Consider the following 23,229-nt stretch of genomic DNA (forward strand, 5'->3'; position numbering starts at 1 on the left):
TCTGTCATGTCCGATGCGCGCCCTCAACTTTCGGCCGCCGAAGCCGCGAAGTTTCACTATGCCGAGGTGTTGAAATATACCGGCCGCGCCGGCGCCGAGACCATCGATCCGTGGGACCCGAAAGCCGATACCTTCATGTGCGGCAATGCAAAGGTGCGCGCCGATTATACGGTTGGCCGGACCGGCAGTGATTTCAATTCGATCCAGATGGCCGTCAGCCAGGCGGTGGCTGATGCCGCGACCGTCGGAACGGACGACCGCATCTATATCGCGATCCGGCCCGGCGTCTATGAAGAGACCGTGATTGTCCCGCGGCTGATTGTCGGCGGGCGGACGGTTTCGATCACGCTTTTCGGCACGGGCAGCGCGCCGCAGGAAACCGTGATCCGCGCCAATATCGATCAGGGTATGAGCGGGGCCGATTTCCTGACCGCCTTTGGCGCCGCCGTTGACCGCTATGCGCCGGAGGTTGCCGAAATCTACCGTGCCAATGCCGCGCTGGATCGCCTGTCCACGGAAAATGCCTGCGTGTTGCGGGTCGAAAATGACGGCTTTCAGGCAAAGAACCTGACGGTTCACAACGCCTATAACTGCGACAGGGAAGACCGGAACTCGAAATGCGAGGACGGCAAGGGCGGGCCGAAGAATGCGGCCGGTCAGTTCGCCAGAGGCTGGCATCAGGCCGTGGCAACGCTGGTGCACAATGCCGACCGGGTTCATTTCGACCATGTGCGGTTTTCAAGCTTTCAGGACACGCTTTATTTCAAGGGCTGCGTGCCCGGTATGACGGTGCGCTCCTATTATTCGAACTGCCATGTCGAGGGTGATATCGACTTCATTTTCGGGCGTTCGACCGCCTTTTTCGAAAGCTGTGAAATCCGTTCGCTGGGGTCGCGCGTCAACCACACCTATGTGGTGGCGCCTTCGACCAACATGCACACGCCCTATGGCATCGTCTTCAATGATTGTGACTTTACCCATGACGGCAGCGAAGCGGCGCTTGCCGGCACCTTCTCGCTCGGACGGCAATGGTTCCAGACGGTGCGGGCATCGCCCTACGGCATTGCCAACATCGAAGGCTATCGCACGCGGCTTGCCGAAACCTCGGAATTCGACAACCCGCCCGAGGGGACGATCTCGCTCGATGTTCTGGAAGCCGTCGGCAAATGCGTGATCCTCAATTCCCGCATCGGCGCGCATATCAATGCGAGCGCGCCCTGGGACGACTGGAGCGGCGGCAGGCGCAATGCGGATGGTGAATTCGTGCCCGGCGAATGGAATACGCGCTATCGCCCCGTACAGTACAGATCCGACGACTTCTTCCGTTATCTGGGGGACTGGCTGAAAGGCGAGGGGCTTGCCCTTCAAAAGCCCGATCCGGCAGAACCCTGGCTTGCCGAGTTCAACAACCGCCAGGCATAGAAGCGCTTCACGGAAATGGCTGGTCGGGCCAGGTCAGCGCTGCATTCAGCAGCGTCATGTATTCTTCCTTGGGAATGTCGATCGCACCCATGGTCTTCAGGTGTTCTGTGGTGAACTGGGTGTCGAGCAGCAGGAAGTTGTTGGCGCGCAGCCGTTCGACCAGATGCACAAGGCAGATCTTGGAGGCGCTTGGACGGCGCGAGAACATGCTCTCGCCGAAGAATGCCGCTCTCAGCGACACGCCGTAAAGCCCGCCGACAAGCTCGCCATCCTGCCAGGCTTCCACCGAATGGGCATGCCCCATGGCGTGCAGCGATTTGTAGAGGGTGCGGATCTCGTCGTTGATCCAGGTCTGCGGCCTGTCGGCAGCGGGTGCTGCGCACCCTGCTATCACGCCTTCGAAATCGTGGTTGAAACGGATTTCATAGGGAGACCTGCGCATCAATTTGCGCAGGCTGTGAGAGACGTGGAGGCCGTCCAGCGGAATGATGCCGCGGATTTCCGGTTCAACCCAGAAAAGCTCCGTGTCCTCGGCTGATTCGGACATGGGAAAGAGGCCGATGCTGTAGGCATTCAAAAGCAGTTCCGGCGTTATTCCGCTGCTTTTTCCGGCGTTCTTTTCCATGGCCTTTCAGCTACTTTGCCTTGTCTTCCAGATAGTGTTCCAGCCAATGGATATCGTAGTCGCCATTGGCAATATCCTGATTGGTGACCAGATCCTGAAAAAGCGGCAGGGTCGTGTCAATACCGTCGACGACGAACTCGTCGAGCGCGCGTTTCAGCCGCATCATGCATTCCACGCGGGTGCGCCCGTGAACGATGAGCTTGCCGATCAGACTGTCATAATAGGGCGGAATTTTATAGCCCTGATAAACGCCTGAATCGATGCGCACGCCAAGGCCACCCGGTGCATGAAAATGGGTGATCGTGCCCGGCGACGGACGGAAGGTCTCGGCATTTTCGGCATTGATACGGCACTCGATGGCATGGCCGGAGAAGAAGATATCCTTCTGGCTGACCGAAAGGCCGGCGCCTGCGGCAACCCGGATCTGCTCGTGGACCAGATCGATGCCGGTAATGGCTTCGGTGATCGGATGTTCCACCTGCAGACGGGTATTCATCTCGATGAAGTAGAATTCGCCGTTTTCGTACAGGAATTCGACCGTGCCGGCGCCGCGATATTTCATCTTGCGCATGGCGTCGGCGCAGATTTCGCCGATCTCCATCCGCTGCTCGACGTTGAGGGCAGGGGAATTGGCTTCTTCCCAGACCTTCTGGTGGCGGCGCTGCAGCGAGCAGTCGCGTTCGCCCAGATGAATGGCATCGCCTTCACCGTCGCCGAAGACCTGAACCTCGATATGACGCGGCTTGTCGAGATATTTCTCCATATAAACCGAATCATTGCCGAAGGCGGCCGCCGCTTCTCCGCGGGCCGTGCTCCAGGCTTCGAGCAGGTCGTCCTTGGTCCGGGCAAGCTTCATGCCGCGGCCACCGCCGCCGGCGGTTGCCTTGATCAGCACCGGAAAGCCGATCTCGTCGGCCGTCCTGATGGCGTCTTCTTCGGTATCGACAGAGCCGCCGGAACCCGGAACGACCGGAATACCGAGGTTTTCGGCCGTGGTCTTGGCGGTGATCTTGTCGCCCATCATGCGGATATGTTCGCTGGTCGGGCCGATGAAGGTGATGCCGTGGGCTTCGAGGATTTCGGCAAACTTGGCGTTTTCCGACAGAAAGCCGTAGCCGGGATGCACCGCATCTGCGCCGGTGATCTCGCATGCGGCAACGATCTGGTGAATGTTGAGGTAGCTCTCGCGCGAAGACGGCGGGCCGATGCACACGCTCTCGTCGGCAAGGCGCACATGCATCGCATCGGCATCAGCGGTCGAATGTACAGCGACCGTGGCGATGCCCAGTTCCTTGCAGGCGCGCTGCACGCGAAGCGCAATTTCGCCGCGATTGGCGATCAGGATTTTGGAAAACATCTGCTTTTGACCCGTTATTCGATCACGACAAGCGGCTCGTCGAATTCAACCGGCTGGGCATCGTCGACGAGGATTTGGGTGACCTTGCCGCTCTTCGGTGCCGGAATCTGGTTCATGGTCTTCATGGCTTCGATGATCAGCAGGGTCTGGCCTTCCTTGACATTGGCGCCGACCTCGATGAACGGACGCGCGCCGGGGGCAGGGGCCAGATAGACCGTGCCGACCATGGGCGCCTTGACGGCCTGGTCGAGATTGTTTGCGGCAGGCGCTGCCGGTGCTTCGGCGGCAGGCGCTGCTGCGGCCGGCGCTGCAGCCGGGGCGGCGTAGGTCATGGCCTGCTGCGGCGCGGCGGTAACCGTTACTTCGCGCGCGACCCGGATATGGAGGCCGTCCTGCTCCACTTCGATTTCCGTCAGGTCGGTCTCGTTGAGGATAACGGCGAGATCGCGCACCAGCTTTGCGTCGACTGCCTTCTTTTGGTCTGCCATGGGTGGTGTTCCTTTGTTCTTTTTATTCCGTGAGTGTCTTGAGCGCACGAAGTGCCAGAAGATAGCTGTCTTGTCCGAAGCCACAGATGACACCCTTGACCGCCGCAGAGGTGAAGGTCTTGTGGCGGAAGGGCTCACGGGTATGAATGTTGGAAATGTGAAGCTCCACGACAGGCACGCTGATGGCGCGTATCGCATCGTGAAGCGCAACGGATGTGTGCCCGTAGGCACCTGGATTGATGGCGACACCGGCCGCCTTGTCATTGGCCTCTTGGAGCCAGTCGACAAGGACGCCTTCATGATTGCTCTGACGGCAGTCGGCACTGAAACCGAGCGTTTCCGCTTCCGTGCGACAGGCCGCCTCAATGGTTTCAAGGGTCAGTGCGCCGTAGATGCCCGGCTCGCGCTTTCCCAGCAGATTGAGGTTCGGTCCGTTGAGAACAAAGATTGTGCGTGTCATCCGTCAATTCCAGTTTCGCCCTCACCTATAGACGTTCAGGTCTTTGAGGAAAAGCCCAAAGACCTGTGCATGAAACAGCTTGGTTAAGCTTCGTCGAGGCAGAGGTTTCAAGTGCAGGTGCCCGATCCGCAATCACGGACGTTGTCGATAACCTGCTGTATGCGGTCGACGCCGACCGCGCCGTGAAGCATGGTGTCGCCAACGATATAGGCCGGCGTCCCGGTCACGCCGACCGCCTGTGCCAGAGCGAAGTGCTCGGCAAGGGCTTCTTCGGCCGGATACTCTTCCATGGCCTGGTCGATTGCGGCATTGTCGACGCCGAACGCGGCGGCTACGGCGCGCGCGGTCTGGTCCGTGGCGCGGTTGCCCGAGCCCATCAGCGCGCGGTGGAAATCTGCGTATTTTTCCGGTGCGACTTTGAAGAAGGCATAGGAAACGCGCTGCGCGGCTTCCGATTCCGGTCCCAGAACGGGAATTTCCTTGAGAATGAAGCGGACATCGTTGTTGTCGGCAATGATCTCGTCCATGTCGGACAGTGCGCGACGGCAATAGCCGCAATTATAGTCGAAGAACTCGACCACGGTGATCGCGCCATCGGGATTGCCGAGTTCGGCGTCATAGGCCGGCTGGTAGATCTTGTCCTGGTTTTCGGCAAGGGCCGCGGATGCTGCCTTTTGCTGTTCTTCAGCCTGTTTTCTCTGCAGCGCCACCTGCACATCGAGCAGCACTTCCGGATTTTCCACCAGATAATCATGGACCTTCGTGCCGAAATCGTCATCGGCCGGGGCGGCAACTTGTTCCTGGCTCTCAGGCTGGGCGAACCCGTAAATGGCGGCTGTGGTTGCGGCAGCGGACGCAATCGCCGTCGCGAAGATTGCGGCAACCGCAAGCGTCATTCCCTTTGAAGACATGTTTTCCCCTTCCGGCACGACAAGATCAATGTAGCTAGAAACCAATTGTGCGTAAAAGGCGGCATTGTCCATAGCCCGGGTCGCAATTGTCACCGGTTGTGATCAAAATTCCGTTTTTTGGGCCTCAAGCATTGCAGCCGGAAGGCGAATGGTCCAAGCCCGAAGAAACGCCCGTATATTCCGGGTCTCGTGACAAGGAAGAAAAACAATGCCGTCAAAGCGCAGCGAAATTGACTCGTTTCTGGCCATGGATGTTCTGGCGGAGGCCAATCGCCGGAAGACGGCCGGCCATCCCGTGCTGTCGCTGGCCGTCGGCCAGCCATCCCATCCAGCACCCGACAAGGCGCTTGCGGCGGCCCGCGCCGCGCTTGAGCATGGCCATCTCGGCTATACCGATGCTTTCGGCCTTTCCAGTCTGCGCGAGGCCATTTCGGATGACTATCGCGTCCGCATGGGCGTCGAGATCGATCCGGCGCGCATTGCCGTGACGACCGGCTCATCGGCCGGTTTCAACCTGGCCTTTCTGGCGCTGTTCGATGCCGGCGACAGCGTGGCGATCGCGCGGCCGGGCTATCCGGCCTACCGCAATATCCTGCGGGCGCTCGACCTCAATGTGGTCGAGGTCGAGGCCAGTGCTGCTCACGACTTCACGCTGACGCCGGAGGCGCTGGAAGAGGCGGAACGGGAGCAGGGCGTGACGATCAGGGGCGTGCTGCTGGCAAGTCCCGCAAACCCGACGGGGACGGTGACGGGACGTGCCGCGCTCAAGCGACTGGCCGACTGGTGCGCGGCGCGTAAAACCGCGTTTATCTCGGACGAGATCTATCACGGTCTGGTTTTCTCGGGCGAAGAGACGACAGCGCTCGCTTTTACCGACGAAGCAGTGGTCATCAATTCATTCTCGAAATATTACTGCATGACCGGTTGGCGCGTCGGCTGGATGGTGCTGCCGGAAAAGCTGGTGCGCGTGTTCGAACAGCTGGCGCAGAACATCTATATCAGCGCGCCCGAACTGTCGCAGATCGCCGCCGAAGCCGCACTCGATGCGCGCCCGCAGCTTGATGGCTACCGTGAAATCTATCGTGCCAACCGCGCGTTTCTGATCAACGCACTGCCGGAAATCGGCCTGCCGGTTGTCTCGCCGATGGACGGCGCCTTCTATGCCTATGTGGATGTCAGCGGCCATTCCAATGACAGCGTGGAGTTTTCGCGCAGGATGCTCGCCGAGATCGATGTTGCGGCCACACCTGGCGCCGATTTCGACCCGCTGACCGGCGGGCGCTATCTGAGACTTTCCTATGCGGGCACCGAGGCCGAAATCCGCCAGGCGGTGGAGCGCATCGGCAACTGGCTGCCGAAAAAAGGGTGAGGCAGAAACGGTTTTGTTTTCGAAACCGTTTCTGTCGAAAAAAAAGCCGCCATTATCGAAACCGCGGCTTCAGACTGCTGACAAACTCTTGTTGCAGACACGCGGAGCCAGCCTACGCTGTGACCGTCACCCCGGACTTGATCCGGGGTCCAGGGCCGCTTGTAAGGCTTTTGAAGAAAGAGTCTTTGCGCGCAAGGACTTGCGCTTACTGGATACCGGCTCAAGGCCGGTATGACGGTGGGGAACGAGGTAAAGCCGTGATTGCTTGAGGGGGGCAACAAACAAAAACGCCGCCGTTATCGAAACGGCGGCGTTTTTGTTTCAGACATTTCCCTCGGCTCAGAAGAAGCCGCGGCGCTGCCACCAGCCGCGTTTCGGCTTGGACGGCTCGTCGTCGTTTTCGCTGCCGTTGGATGTAACCACCGGTTCCGACGAGGCGACGTCCGCGCCTCGGTTGGCGCGTTTTGTGCCATCGTCTTCCGCTTCAGCCTCGCCCGACGCTTCCACAGGCTCCGGTTCGGCTTCCGTGCTGGCCACGGCCGTCTCCTCGATGGCAGGAGCCTCGGTCTTCGGCGCGGTCTCTTCTGCGGCCTCCGGCTTGGCGTCTGCCGTTGCTTCGGACTTCTCGGCCTCCTGCGTCACGACCTCTGCCTTCTCGGCCTTCGGCTTGCGGCGACGGCGCGGCTTGCGGCCTTCGATTTCGGCCATGGCCTCGTCTTCCGCCGCGACAACCGGTTGGCTGACACTGGCTTCGGCCGTTTCCTCGTCCGGCTGCAGGTTCACTTCAGCTGCTTCCTCGGAAAAGCCCGATGTCTTGCCGGCTTCCGTCTCGGTTGCGTCGGACGGCGCCTCATCTTCGGCTACCTGTTTTTCAGGTGTCTGAGAAACCGCAGTATCGTTTTCAGTGCCCTCGACGGCAGCTGCAGCAGGCGCTTCCTCTTTTTGGGATTCGGCTTCGTTGTCCGATTCGGTCTGCTGTGCGTTGTCGTCGCTGCGGTTGCGGCGTCCGCCACGCTTGCCACGGCGACGCTTGCGACGCGGTTTGTCGCTGTCGTCATCATCGGCATTCGACGCGGCGTCCTGAGTGTTGTCCTCCGAACTGCTGTCATCATCCTGCGCGTTATTGCCGTTGTTCTGCTGGCCGTTGCGGCCGCGCCGGCGACGCCTCTTGCGGCGCGAACGGCCGCCGTCTTCGTCGGCGTTGCTGTCACCGTTATTGCTGTCGCCGTCATCAGTCGAAGGCGCATTGTCGGAAACGTCAGCCGCTTCGACATCCGCTGCCGTTGCGATATCTTCTTCCGGCTCTTCGATCAGATTGAACAGTGCTTCAATCTTCACCGGATTTTCAACCGGATCGCGGCGGTCGATCTCGAAATGGGTGTTTTCGAGGTCGGCATCGGCCTCGACGATGATCTCGACGCCAAACCGGTTTTCGTAATCGACAATGGTGTTGCGCTTCTGGTTCAGCAGATAGGGCGCGATCTCCGGCGTCGTGCGCACGGTAATGTTATGCGTGGTGTTCTTCAGCAGGTATTCCTCGACGCCGCGCAACACATGCAGTGCGACGGAGGACTGAGACAGAACATGACCGGTGCCGCCGCAATGGCTGCAGACCTGGGTGGTCGATTCCAGTACGGATGCACGAATGCGCTGACGCGACATTTCCAGAAGACCGAAATGTGAAATCCGGCCGACCTGAATGCGGGCGCGGTCGTTTTTCAGACACTCCTTGAGCTTCTTTTCAACGGCGCGGTTGTTGCGCTTTTCCTCCATGTCGATGAAGTCGACGACCACAAGACCGGCAAGGTCGCGCAGCCTCAACTGGCGCGCCACTTCTTCCGCCGCTTCCAGATTGGTCTGAAGCGCCGTGTCTTCGATCGAATGCTCGCGGGTCGAACGCCCGGAGTTGACGTCGATGGCGACCAGCGCCTCGGTCTGGTTGATGATCAGGTATCCGCCCGATTTCAGCGTGACCTGTGGCTGCAGCATGCGGTCGAGTTGCGCCTCGATGCCGGAACGCGAATAGATCGGATGAATGTCGCGATAACGCTGAACCACCTTGGCGTGGCTCGGCATCAGCATCTTCATGAAGTCCTTGGCTTCGCGGTAACCCTCGTCGCCGGAAACGATGACCTCGTTGATGTCCTTGTTGTAAAGGTCGCGGATGGAGCGCTTGATCAGGCTGCCTTCCTCGTAAACGAGGCAGGGTGCCGTCGATGTCAGCGTCTTGGAGCGGACATTTTCCCAAAGCCGCATCAGGTATTCGAAGTCGCGCTTGACCTCGGCCTTGGTGCGGTTGGCACCGGCGGTGCGCAGGATCACGCCCATGCCCTGCGGCACTTCGAGGCCCTTGGCCACTTCCTTCAGCCGCTTGCGGTCTGCCGGGTTGGTGATCTTGCGGGAAATGCCGCCGCCGCGCGCCGTGTTCGGCATCAGAACCGAATAGCGGCCGGCAAGCGAGAGATAGGTGGTCAGTGCTGCGCCCTTGTTGCCGCGCTCTTCCTTGGCAACCTGCACCAGCAGGATCTGACGGCGCTTGATGACTTCCTGAATGCGGTACTGCTTGCGCATCCGGCGGTGGCCGTTGTCGGGCACCTCTTCCATGGCGTCTTCGGCGCCGACGGATTCGACATCATCGTCGCTGTCGTCGTCGACATCTTCGGAAACCGTGTCGGCATCGACTTCGGCCGCCATATGCGTCGGGCCGCCGTTATCCTTGTTGTCGGAACCTTCGCCGTCGCCGCTGTTGTCGCTCTGTGCGGCGTCGGAAGCCGCGTCCGCGGTGTTCTCGTCTTCGGCCTTCGCCTCTTTCTTGGCAGCCGGCTTGCGGCGCCTGCGGGGCTTGGCTTTCTTGGTTTCCTCGGGCGCATCTTCAGCGGCTGCCGCTTCGGCAGGGGCTTCCGTCACGGCGTTTTCATCGGTCTCGGCCGTCGCGCTGTCGTCACCTGTCTTGGCTTCGGCGGTTTGCGCGTTGTCGGTCGTTTCCTTGGTTTCGTCGGCCTTCTTCGAGCGCGACTTGGCGCGGCCGCGGCGGGTACGGGGCTTCGGCTTGCCCTCGGCCTCTGCAGCCTTTTCCGAGGCTTCCGCAGGTTCGCTGACGGCGGCTTCGCTGTCGTCGCCGTCCTCGTCCTCGCTGGTTTCCTTCAGAAGCGCTTCGCGGTCGGCAAGCGGGATCTGGTAATAGTCGGGATGGATTTCCGAAAAGGCGAGAAAACCGTGACGGTTGCCGCCATAATCCACAAACGCGGCCTGAAGAGACGGCTCGACCCGCGTGACCTTTGCAAGATAGATGTTGCCGCGCAGCTGTTTCTTGTGCTGCGATTCGAAATCGAACTCCTCTATACGATTTCCACGAACAACGACGACGCGCGTCTCTTCTTCATGAGAGGCGTCGATGAGCATTTTGTCTGCCATTTATGATGAGCTCCTCGGCCCAGCCGCTCGCCGGTTCCCGCACGGGCATGTGCCCTGCTGCGGAAACGGTTATCTGCGGGTGCGCCGGATGAATTTGCGTTCGACCGTTGCAACGAAACGCGGGCGGCTGCTTCTCGAATCAGTCTGTCGCCGTCTTGGGGCGTACAGGCCGAGGGAAGAAATGGACGCTTCGTTCTCATATTAAACCAGTCGAAACCAACATTAACGAGCCTCTCTCCTGAGAGGCGATGAATATGCTCAGCGGGGATTGCCCGAAGAGCATTGACCCTTACGCCGCAACGATTTTTGTGAAACACGTATACCGGCGAAGATATTCTGTTCAGTGGTGGAAAGGGCGGCGGACGATCCATCGCTCTTTTTTGGCGCCAATCAATTGAGACCGGCTGCCCTTGCGCGCATTCGCCCCGTCATAAATCTCCACCTAAATCACATTAGTATGTATTCCATGCTGCAATAGCAAGAAAAAACCAATCACCTGTTATATTTGAGCCGGTTCCAAAATAAGGCCGAATTAAGCTTCAATGAAGACAACGGCTAAAGGGATGGGCTGTGGCGCCACGCAGAAGCCGTCATACGGGCCGGCCCGGGCCACGTTTTCGCCATGCCTGTGGCGTTATACCAAGCATCGGGCCTGGCCGGGTGGCTTGCACTTGCATCGGTACACGAATTAATTGTAATTCGCGCGGGTTTCCTGCATTCAATTGAGAGGTGGCATGACGGAAAGGGATGGAACCGGCATCGTAAATCTGCGCGATCACGCATATGCCGTTCTTGTTGCAGCGATCGGTTCGTTCCTGTTTTTCGCGGCGCTGATTGCGGCTTCGCCTGCGTTTGCCAGTGCCGAAGACGAAGACAGCGCTGCGCCGCTGATCGCCTATAATGCGCTGCTGGTGGGCGATGATGCGCGTGCGCGTCTTATCGTCGATTTCGACCGCGAGCCCGAATTCAGCTATCACTATCTCAAGGATCCGGCCCGTCTGGTGATCACGCTGCCCAGCACGGCCTTCGGTTTTTCCGCCGATGCGCTCGAGCCGCGCGGCATCGTCAGCAATGTGCGTTATGGCGCGACCGGTCCCGGCCAGTCGCGCATCGTGCTGTCGGCGCGCGAGCCGATCCAGATGACGCTCGGCGAGGTCCGCCAGGAGGAAAGTTCCGGTGCGCGGCTGGTGATCGATCTGGCAATTGCCGACAATGACCGCTTCGAAGCGCTGCTGGCAAGCCAGGCCCCGGAACCGGACAACAGTTTCACCGACAGGCTTTCAATGCCTGATAGCGACGGCACCTATGTTGTGGCCGTCGATGCCGGCCATGGCGGCGTCGATACCGGGGCGATCGGCGAGGATACCAAGACGCTCGAAAAGACGATTACGCTTGATTTTGCCCGCGCCTTTGCAAAGCGGCTGGCGGAGGAGCCGGGCTTCGAACCGTTCCTGACGCGGGATTCCGATGTCTATCTTTCGCTTTCGAAGCGGGTGGAGCTTGCCCGCCAGCATGGCGCCGACCTGTTTATCTCGTTTCACGCGGATTCGCTCAACCAGTCCAACATTTCCGGCGCCACCGTCTATACGCTTTCCGACCGGGCGTCCGACCGGCTGGCCGCAGCCCTTGCCCGGCGCGAAAACCTGTCGAACGAGATCATGGGAATCAAGGCCGATGACGAGCCGGAGGAGGTGACCGACATTCTCCTCGATCTGACGCGCCGCGAAACCCAGAGTTTTTCGATTTCTCTCGCCGATACGGTGGTGTCCTCCTTCGAGGGGCAGATCGGGCTGATCAACAATCCCCACCGGTTTGCCGGCTTCATGGTGCTGCGGGCGCCCGATATTCCGTCGATCCTGCTGGAGATCGGTTTTCTCTCCAATCCCGAGGACGAAAAGCGCATGCTCGATCCTGAATGGCGCGACCGTCTGGTCGACAGGCTGGTGGAGGCGGTGCGCCGTTATCGCAGTCCGCTCGTCTCGGGTGGCAAATGAGCAACGTTACTGCCGGAATGGGCCGAAGGGCGGAAGGATATTCAAGGGGCGTCGCAAAAAGCGCACATTCATTGTAAAAAGGTGACCTGGGTGTTTCCATTCCGGCCTTTGAGCGGTATCTGCGGTCAACTGAAGATTTGGCCGCAGGCGCCACGAAGGCCGAAGCAGAACCGTGCGCATAACGTGCAGACTGCCAGCCTCGCCAGAGACAGGGTTCAATAAACGTGAATTTGATCAAGCTCATCGGATATCTTTTCGGTCTCGCCTGCGCCCTTTTCGTCGTGGTGGCGATCGGTGTCGGAATTTATCTGAACAATGTCGCCAAGGACCTGCCGGATTACGAGGTGCTGGCCCAGTACACCCCGCCCGTCACCACACGCATCTATGCCGGTAATGGCGAGCTGATGGCCGAATACGCCCATGAACGCCGCCTGTTCCTGCCCATCGATGCGGTGCCGATGCGGGTGCGCGGCGCGTTCCTGTCGGCGGAAGACAAGAATTTCTATTCTCATCCCGGCGTTGATGTTGTCGGCCTTGGCCGCGCGATCATCACCAATGTCCGCAACATGGGCACCGGCCGCCGTCCCGTCGGAGCCTCGACGATCACACAGCAGGTTGCCAAGAACTTCCTCCTGAGTTCCGACCAGACCATCGAGCGCAAGGTCAAGGAAGCCATCCTGTCTTTCCGCATTGAGCGGGCTTATTCGAAGGATACCATCCTCGAACTCTATCTCAACGAGGTCTATTTCGGCCTGAATGCCTATGGCATCGCCGATGCGGCGCTCACCTATTTCGACAAGCCGGTTTCCGATCTGACGATTTCCGAAAGCGCCTATCTGGCGGCCGTGCTCAAGGGGCCGGCCAATTATGATCCGTATCGTCACCCCGAAGCGGCCACCGAACGCCGCAACTGGGTCATCAGCCGGATGGCCGAAAACGGCTATATCACCGCCGAAGAGGCCGAGGTGGCGCGCGCCGAACCGCTTGGCGTGGTTTCCACCCATCGCAGCCGGCCGATTGCCGGTGACGAATATTTTGCCGAAGCGGTTCGTCGTGAGCTGAAGGACGATTACGGCGAGGAAATGCTGTATGAAGGCGGGCTTTCGGTCCGCACTTCGCTGGACCCGAAGATGCAGCTTTACGCACAAAAGGCGCTGCGCGACGGCCTGATCAAGTATGACGAGGCTGCCGGTTTCCGTGGACCCATCGACGAGATTTCGATGTCCGGAGACTGGGGCCCGGCGCTCTCCAAGATACAACCGCTCTGGGATGTGCAGAACTGGAAGGTCGCGGTCGTGCTGGGCGTCAGCGCCGATGGCGCCGAGATCGGTATCCGTCCGCAGATCGATGCCGGCGGCAATGTCGACAGTGCGCGCAATACCGGCTTCATCCCGGCCGACAACATGAAATGGGCCTATCGCTTTCTTGAAAAGGGCAAGCCCAACGCAAAAAGCCCGGAAGGCGTTCTGAAGCCCGGCGACGTCGTCTATGTGGAAGAAACGGATGAGGGCGATACCTATCGCTTGCGCCAGGTGCCGAAAGTGCAGGGCGGCCTCGTTGCCATGGACCCGCAGACCGGCCGCGTGCTGGCGATGGTCGGGGGCTTCGCCTTCTCCCAGAGCCAGTTCAACCGGGCGACACAGGCCTATCGCCAGCCCGGCTCCTCGTTCAAGCCGTTCGTCTATGCCGCGGCGCTGGATAATGGCTACACCCCGGCGTCGGTGGTCATGGATGCCCCGATCGAGATCCAGTCCGGCGGTGAGCTTTGGAAGCCACAGAACTACGCCGGCGGATTTTCCGGTCCGCAGACGCTCAGAACCGGTATCGAAAAGTCCAAGAACCTGATGACCGTGCGTCTGGCCAACGACCTCGGCATGGATGTCGTCGCCGATTATGCCGACCGTTTCGGCATCTACGATCATATGGACCCGGTGCTGGCCATGGCCCTTGGCTCCGGCGAGACCTCGGTGATGCGTATGGTGTCTGCCTATGCGGTGATCGCCAATGGCGGCAAGCAGGTCAATCCGACGCTGATCGACCGTATTCAGGATCGCTACGGCGAAACGATCTTCAAGCATGAAGAACGCATCTGCGAGAACTGCAACGCGCCGGAATGGACCGGTCAGGCCGAACCGATCCTGATCGATGATCGTCAGCAGGTGCTCGATCCGATGACGGCCTATCAGATCACCTCGATGATGGAAGGTGTCGTCCAGCGCGGTACGGCGGCAAGCGCCGTGAACCTGGATCGTCCCGTTGCCGGCAAGACCGGCACCACCAATGACGAAAAGGACGCCTGGTTCGTCGGCTTTACGCCGAACCTCGTTGCCGGGCTTTATGTCGGCTTCGACCAGCCGGCGACCCTTGGCCATCACGGGACCGGCGGCGGCCTTGCCGCACCGATCTTCAACGAATTCATGACCGATGCGCTGAAGCAGTTGCCGAAGGAAAACTTCATCGAGCCGGAAGGCATGACCAATGTTCTGGTCAATCGCTCGACCGGCATGCGGGCCAGCGGTTCCGGCGCGGGCGTGATCGTCGAGGCCTTCAAGCCCGGAACCGGTCCGGCCGAGGCGCTCGATATCATCGATATGGACGGCTATGTGCCGCCGGCGCAGATCCTCAGGGATTCCTCTCAGGCCAACAAGGCAATCTCGACCGGTTCGAGCGGCCTCTACTGAGTATAGGCTTGAACGGCAGGGCGGGGTTTACATCCGCGCCTTGCCCGCTTATTCACCGGCTTCATCACAGAACCGATTTTTCAAGAAGCAGAAAGAACCATGCGCGCGGAAATCGAATCCATCGTCGACGAAACCAAGCAGGCCGTAACCCTGCTGAGGAGGCATCTTTGACTGGGATCAGGCAATCAAACGGCTGGACTGGCTGAACAACAGGGCTGAAGACCCGAATATCTGGAACGATGCCACCGAGGCGCAGAAGCTGATGCGCGAGCGCCAGCTTCTGGATGACGGTATCTCATCGGTGCGCCGCATCGAAACCGAGCTTTCCGACAATATCGAGCTGATCGAGCTTGGTGAGGAGGAAGGCGACGACGAGGTGGTGAAGGACGCCGAGGAAAGTCTGAAGAAGCTCCTTGCCGAGGCCGAGCGCCAGCAGGTCGAGGCCATGCTTTCGGGCGAAGCGGATTCCAACGACACCTATCTCGAAGTCCATTCCGGCGCCGGCGGCACGGAAAGCCAGGACTGGGCCAACATGCTGTTGCGCATGTATATCCGCTGGGCCGAGCGCCAGGGCTTCAAGGTCGAGGTGATGGAAGTTCATGACGGGGAAGAAGCCGGCATCAAGTCGGCGACCATCCACGTCAAGGGGCACAATGCCTATGGCTGGCTGAAGACCGAATCGGGCGTTCATCGTCTGGTCCGCATCTCGCCCTATGACAGCAATGCGCGTCGCCACACATCGTTCTCCTCGGTCTGGGTTTATCCGGTGATCGATGATTCCATCGATATCGAAGTGAATGAAAGCGACTGCCGGATCGATACCTACCGCGCCTCCGGTGCCGGCGGACAGCACGTCAACACCACGGACTCTGCCGTGCGCATCACCCACATTCCGACCGGGATTGTGGTGCAGTGCCAGCAGGAACGCTCCCAGCACAAGAACCGGGCCAAGGCCTGGGACATGCTGCGTGCCCGTCTTTACGAGGCGGAGCTGCAAAAGCGCGAGGAAGCGGCAAGCCAGGAAGCGGCCTCCAAGACCGATATCGGCTGGGGCCACCAGATCCGCTCTTATGTTCTCCAGCCCTATCAGCTGGTGAAGGACCTCAGAACCGGCGTTGAAAGCACATCGCCGTCGGATGTTCTGGATGGCGCGCTGAGCCCGTTCATGGAAGCAGCCCTTGCACATCGCATCGAGGGCGGCGCAGGAGCGGCGGTCGAGGATATCGACTGATTGCCAGACAGTGTTTGGCGGAGAGCCGACCGTGTCTGCCGTGTCGGCCTTTCGAACAGGCTTTAAACGCTGACGGAAGATTCATATCGGCGTCGTCACAGCCCGATTGTCCCGAATAAAAAAAAGACCGCCCCGGCCCCCCCGGAGCGGTCTTTCAATTTGTTGACAGACCCGTCCCACACACCGCGTCATCCTCCGGCTTGACCAGAGGATCCAGGGCCATACGACGAGCGTCTGCGAAAAATATTCACGATCAATGGTTTGGGTGAATTGGATGCTCGGGTCGAGCCCGAGCATGACACCCGTGGGAGGGCAGGTTCACATCTAAACCTCTACGTCCGATACTCTGCCGGCCAATAAAAAAGACCGCCCCGGAACCCCGGAGCGGTCTTTTGTTGTTATTGCTCTGCGGCTTTATCGCAAAGCCTGCAGCAATTGCGGTGTGGGCCAGCCATCGGCCGGAATGCCGAGCTGCATCTGGACCGAACGGACCGCATCGCGGGTGCCGGCGCCGAGAATGCCGTCGACCTTGCCGACATCGAAGCCCTTGCGCGACAGGATCGTCTGAAGCTGCTTCATCTGGCTGTCGGAAAGGCCTGGCTCGGGCTTGCCCTTGTCATAGGCCGGCGCGCCTTCAAACCGTGTCGCGAAATAGGCGACCGATGTCGTGTAGATGAACGACTGGTTCCACTCCAGATAAACGTTGAAATTCGGATAGGCGAGGAAAGCCGGTCCGAAACGGCCCTGCGGCAGGAGAAGTGATGCCGGCAGTCTGGAGAAGCGGGTATTGCCGTCACGCGGCTGAACGCCGAGATTGAACCACTGGCCGGCTGTCATGCCGCCGCCGAAACCGGTTTTGTCCCAGGGCAGGTCCTGCGGCAGGCGGACTTCCTGAATCCAGGGTTCGCCGGCGCGCCAGCCGAGGCTGCGGATGAAGTTTGCCGCCGTCAGAAGGGCATCGGGCGAGCTCTTCTTGACGCGCACATGGCCGTCGCCGTCGCCGTCGACGCCGTAGCGGATGATATCTTCGGGCAGCATCTGCACCTGGCCGAGTTCACCGGCCCACGCGCCGGTTTCCGTTGCCGGGTCGAAGTCGCCGTGCTGGGTCATTTCGATCAGCGCCAGCAGCTGCGGACGGAAGATGTGCGGGCGGCGGCAGTCATAGGAAAGCGTCACCAGCGCATTGCGGGTGTTGAAATTGCCCTGAACGGCGCCGAAATCGGTCTCCATCGCCCAGAACGCGGTCAGTACACCGGCCGGCACACCGAATTCGCGGCGCGCGCGGTCGAACGTGCTGGAATATTGCTGAATTTTCCGCTTGCCGGTGTTGAGGCGGGAGCTGCTGCCGGTGCGCTGCGAAAATTCCAGGAATGTCTGTTTGAAGACGCCCTGCGCGCGGTCCATCTGCAACACCTTGTTGCTGACGGAAGCGCCGGAGAGAACGGCGTCTGCGGCGCTTGCCGAAAGGCCGCGCTGTACGGCTTCGGATTTCACGCCCGACAGGAAGCGCGAGAAATCGCCGCCGCATTGCTGTGCCGCAACGGCGGAGCCGGCGAAGAGTGATGTGAGACCGGCGGCCACCACAACCGCGCGGATGGTCCTTGAAATCATGGGCGTCTCCTTAAAAACTGTCAGCCAGCCACAAGCAGCGGGCTTCAAAATTGCCCCGCAACCTATACCGAACCGCCTAAACTTTCATTAAGACGGGACTGAAGCAAGCCTTGCTGACGGTTGAAAACGCCTGATCTGGCCATGCCAGGCATAGCCGCGGCCGATGGTTTCGAAGTGAAAGCTGCAGCCGGCGCGGGTTGCAGCTTCCGCCTGAAGCACGGCGTGAAGCCTGGCGCGCGGGGTGACGTGAAAGCGCCCGAGCCACCGGTGCAGGCCGGACTTCAGCCAGTGCGGCAAGCCCTCCTGCTGGCCGAAATCGACAACATGAAGCGATCCCCCGTCATTCAGCGCATCAAGGGCTGCGGCAACAGCCAGACGCCATTGCGGGATCATCGAAAGCGCATAGGAGATCACGATCCGGTCAAATCCCTCGACACCGAAACAGCCGGCGCGGAAGTGACAGGCATCGGCGGCGAGAAACACCGGCGGGTCGGGCCGGTGCGCGAACCCGGCGCGCGCCGAGATCAGCATCTCCTCGGAAATGTCGAGGCCGTAGAGCCGCGCATCGGGATAGCGGGCGGCAATCTTTTTCAGGTTGCGCCCGGTGCCGCAGGCAATTTCAAGCACCGAACCGCCGGGCGGCACGGCAAGACCGTTGATCATCCGGTCCCGGCCGAAGAGGTAGTATTTCCGGGTGAGATCGTAGATGTGCCGCTGATGGCGATACATTGCATCCATGGCCGCAGCCTGATTGCCGGCCGTTTGCTGCTGATCGGCCATCTCAGACTTTCTCATAGATGTGGAAGCCGCCGTAAATCGCCGAGCGGTCCATGATCGCAAGTTCGCGCGATGTTGCCTCCAGGTAGCGCCACGCGGCTCCGGTTTCGGGCGTCAGGCGGCCTTCAATGACGGAGGGCTCGGCGGCCGTGCGGAAAATCACGCGTGCCTGCGGGCGGGCCGTGCGGGTGATCTGGCGCCAGAGATCGTTCAGCTGGCCGTCATTCATCCAGTCCTGGGCATCAAGCAGCACATAACGGTCGACGCTTGCCGCAGGCTTTTCACAAAGCAGTTCGGTGACGCTTGCGTGATGAACCGTGGCACGGCCTGCATTGTCGCGGATCAGCGGGAAGGCCTGCGCCTGCAGATAGGTCGGCAACGGCCCCGCGCCATCGCTCGGATAGCTGCGGGCAAAGGCCTGCCACGCGAAATAATTTTCCTTCAGGGAGAAATGGCAGGCGAGCTTTTCCAGCCGGTGGCACAGAACGGAAGCGAGCGTTCCGTCGGTGCTGGCGCTGGCCAGTTCCTCATACTGGCGGGGCGGGATGCCAAGCCCGAACAGCGAGGATTTGCGCGACGTGGTCCAGCGGATCAGCGGCTTGTCGAACAGCGGCGCGATCTTTTCCTGAAAGAACCGCCTTTGTTCGCGCAGCGACTGCGCTTCGGTCAGTTCGGAAATCTTCACGCCGTGCAGCCGGGCAACCATATGGCCTGCGCCGATGAAATGACCGAGCAGGCCGGTGCGGTAGATATTGCGCTCGAATACCGTGATGCGTCTGCGGCCGAGACTGTCGCGGCTTTCCCAGTATCGGCGCGTGGCCGGATCGAGATGCGGGGCGATATGAGTGTCATAGTCGCGTATGCTGCCTTTGACCCCGTTGCCGAAAAGGCGCAGCACGGCGGCATGGTCGGGCAGGTGGGCAAAGGCGTTGAGTTTCAGCCGGTTGAGCGCAATGTGATGGGGGTTGAGGTCGACGACATCGATATGTTCGGGCGAACGGGTGAGGTAGGCGAGCACGTTGCAGCCGCCGGAGCCGATTGTCACGACCCGGTGTTGCGGGCCAAGCGCCATTGCCGCGATGTCGACATCCGGGTCCTCCCAGATCTGCGGATAGACCAGACCGGAAAACAGCAGGCCGAACAACCGTTCCGAAAGCCCTTCCTTGGAAAGCGCCTTGTGTTGCAGCAGGGCTGTATTGAGACGGCCCGTAGCTGTGGTGGTGTTAGGAAGATTTTCCTCGGCTGCGCTCATCTGCGGCTCCGTCATTGCCGGTGTTTCCGGCAAAGGCGCCGGTTCCCTTCAGTCTGACGGGTAGAGATGTTCTGCTAAGTTTTGATGACGGCGGGCCCCAATCCACAGGCCGGCGGTGGTGTTTACGCGGCGTTCTGGCGAAAGCGGGCGGAAACACGCGGCAGGCCGGAGCGCAGCAGTTTGGCGATCCGCTGCTGCCGCGAACGATCAAGACGCCGGTTGACGCGGGCAAGCAGCGCGCGCGCACACATTGCGTAGACCACCAGCGCCAGCAGGCTTGCGCCAATATGGGCAAGAGCAAACATTGCGAGTGTTTCGCGGCCGGGCAATTGCGTCGGCACAAAGAAGATCGCCGTTGCGGCCGCCAGCAGAATATCGGTTACGGGACGGGTATCGAAACGGATGCCGAACCAGAGGCGGGAAAAAACGGTCTTTGCGGGGAGGTTGTCGTTGCCGGCAAGCGGTGAGGGCTGCCTCAGCGCCAAGACCCGCCGTGCCGCAAAGAGCGCCAGAAAGATGCAGGCCGCGACCGCGGCAAGCGCGCGACCGTCCGGCATCGTGTGGACAAGGGCAATCGCTGCGCCAAGTCCGGTCGCAAAGAACACGGCCCTGACGGCGATGATGCCCATTCCCATCGACAGGCTTGCTTTCAGCCCGCGCTGACACTGCCACTTCGCAAATTCAAGCATTCGGCCTGAAGGAACGAGAAAGGTCGCGAAAGCCAGCACGGCATAGAGAGCCGCGTTTTCTACAGTCACTCGGGATCCTCCATCCGCAGCACCCATAAAAGCCCTGCGGCATGAAAAGGTCAATCGGCGGGCGCGAAATCCTGGCCGATTTCTTCCATGACGCCCGCAAACCAGGGGGTCGAGAGGTCGAAATGACCGCCGCCCTCGATCCGGTCGAACTCGATCGTGCGCAGCTGACCGTTGCGCTCGACATCATGACCCGTGACGCCGGAAACGCCGTCAAGCGCGCTTTCAACGGCAAGGTCCACCATCGAATGGATGAGCCTGAGATCGTCGCCATTGGCCGGCGCCGAGCGCGCGTAATAGCCGGATTTCTGCACCAGGGCGCGCTCTGCACCCAGCAGGTCGGCGAACTGCTTGGCAAACCAGTTGCCGACATTGATGGTGTCGAGCTTCACATGGCCGAAGGCATCGCGGGCAACATCGGCGCCCGCCGCTTCACGTTCGGCGATGATGGCATCGAGGCATGCGCCTTCGGAGACGAAAAGCGAGACGGTGCCGTTGCGGCTCATGACCGCTTTCAGCCGCTCGGTTTCCGCCTCAAGGTCGAAAGCGGCCTCGGGCAGGTAAACGCCGTCGATCATTTTCATGGCCGGGTTCATCAGCATGCCGTCGACATATTCGACGGTTTTCAACCGCTCCAGATAGGCACGCGCGGTTGCAGCCGTCAGCCATCCGCAATTGCGGCCCATCACCTCGTGGACGATCAGCGTGCGCGGGGAAGCGCTCTGCTCATTCGAGATATTGTCGAAAAAGGCGGCGCCGTATTCGGCTGCCGTCAGCGCGCCAAGGGTCTGGCGGATCGGCTTGACGTCGTTGTCGACGGTCTTGGGCAGCCCGACCACGGTGAGGTCGTAGCCATTGCTCTTGAGATAGGCCGCCAGATCGGCTGCGGTGGTGTTGGTGTCGTCGCCGCCAATGGTGTGGAGAATGGTGACGCCGTCTTCGGTCAACCGTTCGGCCGCGACCTTGAGCGGGTCTTCGCCTGCGCCCACCAGACCGCGTTTTTCGCAATCCTTCTGGTTTGTCAGCTTCACCCGGCTGTTGCCGATGGGCGAGCCGCCAAAGCGGTGCAGCAGATGCGCTTTCTCGCGGATTGCCGGGGTGATCGGCATGCTGTCGCCGGTCAGAAGCCCGGTATAGCCCGAACGATAGGCGATGATTTCGGCTTCGGGCGCGATATCGGAGTAACGCTCTATCAGTCCGCCCACGGCGGAGGAAAGACAGGGAGCAAGCCCCCCGGCGGTGAGCATTGCAACCTTCTGGCTCGACATATCAATCCTTCCATCAAATCGGGTGGGAGTATCAACTGAATATGCGACATGGATGCGACAGGAGAGGGCGGCCTGTAAAGCCTGAAAACGAATAAAATCGGGGATTTGCGACCACTGGTGAACAAGATCGGGACTAAACCGATTGAACCGGCAATGGCGCGGCAACCCGGGACAGGGGGCGTTTTTTCCCGCTGTTGCTCGCTAAAATCTGAGCCTCAGACCGACATTGCCGCCATAGCCGTGAGAACCGGTATTGAAACCGGAGAAGGTGGTGACTTCACCGAAGGCCGAGACCTGACGTTTACCGACCTGCCATTTGATTGAGCCACCAATGCCGAGCTCGCCGGTGATGTCACGCGGTTCGGAGGAGAAATCATGCAGGTTGCCGGAACTTTCGAGAAACTCGTTCCGCAGGTTGATCAGCCCGTAGACGCTGGCGGAGCGGGTCTCGCCATTTGCGTTTTTCCAGCTGCTTTGCTTCTCAATCGTCAGTCCGGCCCGCCCGGAAAGGCTTTTGCCGCCCGAAAGCCCGTCGGCTTCACCAAGCGGGCCGGAGAAACGTTCGATATCAAGGGCGGAAAACAGCAATTGCGCCTGGGGAACCAGCGACCATTCATCGGTAATGCCGATGGCCTGCCCGATCTCCAGCGAAAGCGCATAGCCCAGAGCGTGATTTTGATGATGCGCCTTGAGCGGGCCAGATGATTGCAGGGTGGTGGAATAGCGGGTGTGGGACAGATGCGTATCTGCATAGAATCCGTTCGATCCCAGCCACAGAACCGTGGCGCCGATCCCGTAGGCATCGGACTGCATCGTCGTCAGGCCGAGGAGCGAGCTGATTTTGCTCTTTCCGGACTGATAATGCGCACTGAGGCCGGCAATCAGCACACCCGATTCATGATCGAGAAACAGCCCGTCGATCCCGCCCTGTATGATGAAGCTGGACATCTTGTAGCTGACATCCGGATTGCCGGGGCGTGGTTCGAATATGTAGCGTTCGCCGGCGAACCGGCCCCAGACGGCATCAAGCGCCGGGCCGGAGGCAAGTGCGCCCGTATCGTCATAACGTCCGCCGGTGCGCACCTTGAACGAGGGCAGGCGGGTCATGGCCATCAGCATGGAGGGGTAGGCCTGGAAATGCGGCAAGACCGGTGATCGTTCGGCCACCGTGTTGAGCCGCACCTCATCCATTGTCCCTGTTCTTCTGGACAAGGGGGCGAGCTGTGAGCCGGGGGGCATGATATCCGGATTGTTGATATCGCTGAACGGACCCGTGCCGGGCGGACGTCTCTTGAAAACCCGATTGATCTGGTAGGCGCCCATCAAGAAACCGCCGGATGTGATCTGTGGCGCGCGGGCGCCCCTGACGGCGGTGGCGGCGGCCGGTGCCGGATCGTCAGCAACTACGCAGATATTGCTGCCGGAACCGGCATTCGGACAGTCGTCATTTGCCTGTGCTAAGCCGGGGAAAACGGCGCCGGCCATGGCAAGAGCGCCGGTCAGTACGATTGGCCGCAGGCGGCCGGACCGGCGCAACCACCGCATATCTTCATCCGTTTTTCCGTGCCCCGATACCTTTCGCATTGTTTGCCCCTTTATCCGTAACTAGGAATA

17 protein-coding genes are annotated in these 23,229 nt (G+C 60.4%); 5 read left to right on the forward strand and 12 right to left on the reverse strand.

The window, feature by feature from the left end:
* The first annotated feature begins 6 nt into the window (after nt 1-6).
* Entirely contained in the window at nt 7-1,422 is a 1,416-nt protein-coding gene (locus tag ACHZCU_RS15990; protein WP_319519540.1) for a pectinesterase family protein, read from the forward strand.
* A gap of 7 nt (nt 1,423-1,429) precedes the next feature.
* Here ACHZCU_RS15990 and aat read toward each other — a convergent pair whose 3' ends face one another.
* The 5 genes from aat to ACHZCU_RS16015 form a co-directional block, all read right to left on the reverse strand.
* Complete coding sequence (gene aat / locus ACHZCU_RS15995) at nt 1,430-2,047, reverse strand: leucyl/phenylalanyl-tRNA--protein transferase (protein WP_106301453.1); 618 nt, start codon at nt 2,045-2,047, stop codon at nt 1,430-1,432.
* Between the two features lie 10 nt (nt 2,048-2,057).
* Nucleotides 2,058-3,404, reverse strand: a complete 1,347-nt coding sequence (gene accC / locus ACHZCU_RS16000) for an acetyl-CoA carboxylase biotin carboxylase subunit (RefSeq protein ID WP_319519541.1) — start codon at nt 3,402-3,404, stop codon at nt 2,058-2,060.
* 14 nt (nt 3,405-3,418) lie between these two features.
* Nucleotides 3,419-3,892 carry an acetyl-CoA carboxylase biotin carboxyl carrier protein gene (gene accB, locus ACHZCU_RS16005; RefSeq protein WP_106301448.1) on the reverse strand — a complete coding sequence of 158 codons (474 nt, stop codon included), beginning with the start codon at nt 3,890-3,892 and terminating at the stop codon, nt 3,419-3,421.
* Nucleotides 3,893-3,914: 22 nt separating this feature from the next.
* Nucleotides 3,915-4,352, reverse strand: a complete 438-nt coding sequence (aroQ, locus tag ACHZCU_RS16010) for a type II 3-dehydroquinate dehydratase (RefSeq protein WP_319519542.1) — start codon at nt 4,350-4,352, stop codon at nt 3,915-3,917.
* Nucleotides 4,353-4,459: 107 nt separating this feature from the next.
* A complete protein-coding gene (locus tag ACHZCU_RS16015) occupies nt 4,460-5,263 on the reverse strand; it encodes a DsbA family protein (protein ID WP_319519543.1) in 804 nt (267 codons plus the stop codon).
* 208 nt (nt 5,264-5,471) lie between these two features.
* Here ACHZCU_RS16015 and ACHZCU_RS16020 point away from each other — a divergent pair, with 208 nt between their 5' ends.
* Entirely contained in the window at nt 5,472-6,632 is a 1,161-nt protein-coding gene (locus ACHZCU_RS16020) for an aminotransferase class I/II-fold pyridoxal phosphate-dependent enzyme (protein ID WP_319519544.1), read from the forward strand.
* Between the two features lie 339 nt (nt 6,633-6,971).
* On the opposite strand, the gene ACHZCU_RS16025 is transcribed toward ACHZCU_RS16020, so the two are convergent.
* Nucleotides 6,972-10,046 carry an Rne/Rng family ribonuclease gene (locus ACHZCU_RS16025; RefSeq protein ID WP_319519545.1) on the reverse strand — a complete coding sequence of 1,025 codons (3,075 nt, stop codon included), beginning with the start codon at nt 10,044-10,046 and terminating at the stop codon, nt 6,972-6,974.
* A 734-nt stretch (nt 10,047-10,780) separates the two neighbouring features.
* On the opposite strand from ACHZCU_RS16025, the gene ACHZCU_RS16030 reads away from it, so the two are divergent.
* The 3 genes from ACHZCU_RS16030 to prfB all read left to right on the forward strand — a co-directional run bounded on the left by ACHZCU_RS16030 (nt 10,781) and on the right by prfB (nt 15,952).
* Nucleotides 10,781-12,040: an N-acetylmuramoyl-L-alanine amidase gene (locus ACHZCU_RS16030; RefSeq protein ID WP_319519546.1), complete on the forward strand. Its 1,260-nt coding sequence runs from the start codon at nt 10,781-10,783 to the stop codon at nt 12,038-12,040.
* A gap of 230 nt (nt 12,041-12,270) precedes the next feature.
* Complete coding sequence (locus tag ACHZCU_RS16035; protein ID WP_106301433.1) at nt 12,271-14,721, forward strand: penicillin-binding protein 1A; 2,451 nt, start codon at nt 12,271-12,273, stop codon at nt 14,719-14,721.
* A 99-nt stretch (nt 14,722-14,820) separates the two neighbouring features.
* A protein-coding gene (prfB, locus tag ACHZCU_RS16040; protein WP_181190632.1) for a peptide chain release factor 2 occupies nt 14,821-15,952 on the forward strand; the annotation gives its coding sequence in 2 pieces (ribosomal slippage) (nt 14,821-14,889 and nt 14,891-15,952; 1,131 coding nt in all).
* Between the two features lie 414 nt (nt 15,953-16,366).
* On the opposite strand, the gene ACHZCU_RS16045 is transcribed toward prfB, so the two are convergent.
* The 6 genes from ACHZCU_RS16045 to ACHZCU_RS16070 form a co-directional block, all read right to left on the reverse strand.
* Entirely contained in the window at nt 16,367-17,563 is a 1,197-nt protein-coding gene (locus tag ACHZCU_RS16045; RefSeq protein ID WP_106301426.1) for a lytic murein transglycosylase, read from the reverse strand.
* 87 nt (nt 17,564-17,650) lie between these two features.
* Nucleotides 17,651-18,343, reverse strand: coding sequence for a class I SAM-dependent methyltransferase (locus ACHZCU_RS16050; protein WP_319519547.1), 693 nt, complete (start codon nt 18,341-18,343; stop codon nt 17,651-17,653).
* 1 nt (nt 18,344) lies between these two features.
* Nucleotides 18,345-19,592 carry a DUF3419 family protein gene (locus tag ACHZCU_RS16055; RefSeq protein WP_319519548.1) on the reverse strand — a complete coding sequence of 416 codons (1,248 nt, stop codon included), beginning with the start codon at nt 19,590-19,592 and terminating at the stop codon, nt 18,345-18,347.
* A gap of 122 nt (nt 19,593-19,714) precedes the next feature.
* A complete protein-coding gene (locus ACHZCU_RS16060; protein WP_319519549.1) occupies nt 19,715-20,350 on the reverse strand; it encodes a hypothetical protein in 636 nt (211 codons plus the stop codon).
* A gap of 50 nt (nt 20,351-20,400) precedes the next feature.
* Nucleotides 20,401-21,615 (reverse strand): pyrophosphate--fructose-6-phosphate 1-phosphotransferase, encoded by a 1,215-nt coding sequence (locus ACHZCU_RS16065; RefSeq protein ID WP_319519550.1) that lies wholly within the window; start codon nt 21,613-21,615, stop codon nt 20,401-20,403.
* Nucleotides 21,616-21,816: 201 nt separating this feature from the next.
* Nucleotides 21,817-23,160, reverse strand: coding sequence for an autotransporter outer membrane beta-barrel domain-containing protein (locus ACHZCU_RS16070; protein WP_319519551.1), 1,344 nt, complete (start codon nt 23,158-23,160; stop codon nt 21,817-21,819).
* Nucleotides 23,161-23,229: the final 69 nt, after the last annotated feature.

It is taken from the genome of uncultured Martelella sp. (assembly GCF_963677965.2).
Lineage (GTDB): Bacteria > Pseudomonadota > Alphaproteobacteria > Rhizobiales > Rhizobiaceae > Martelella > Martelella mangrovi.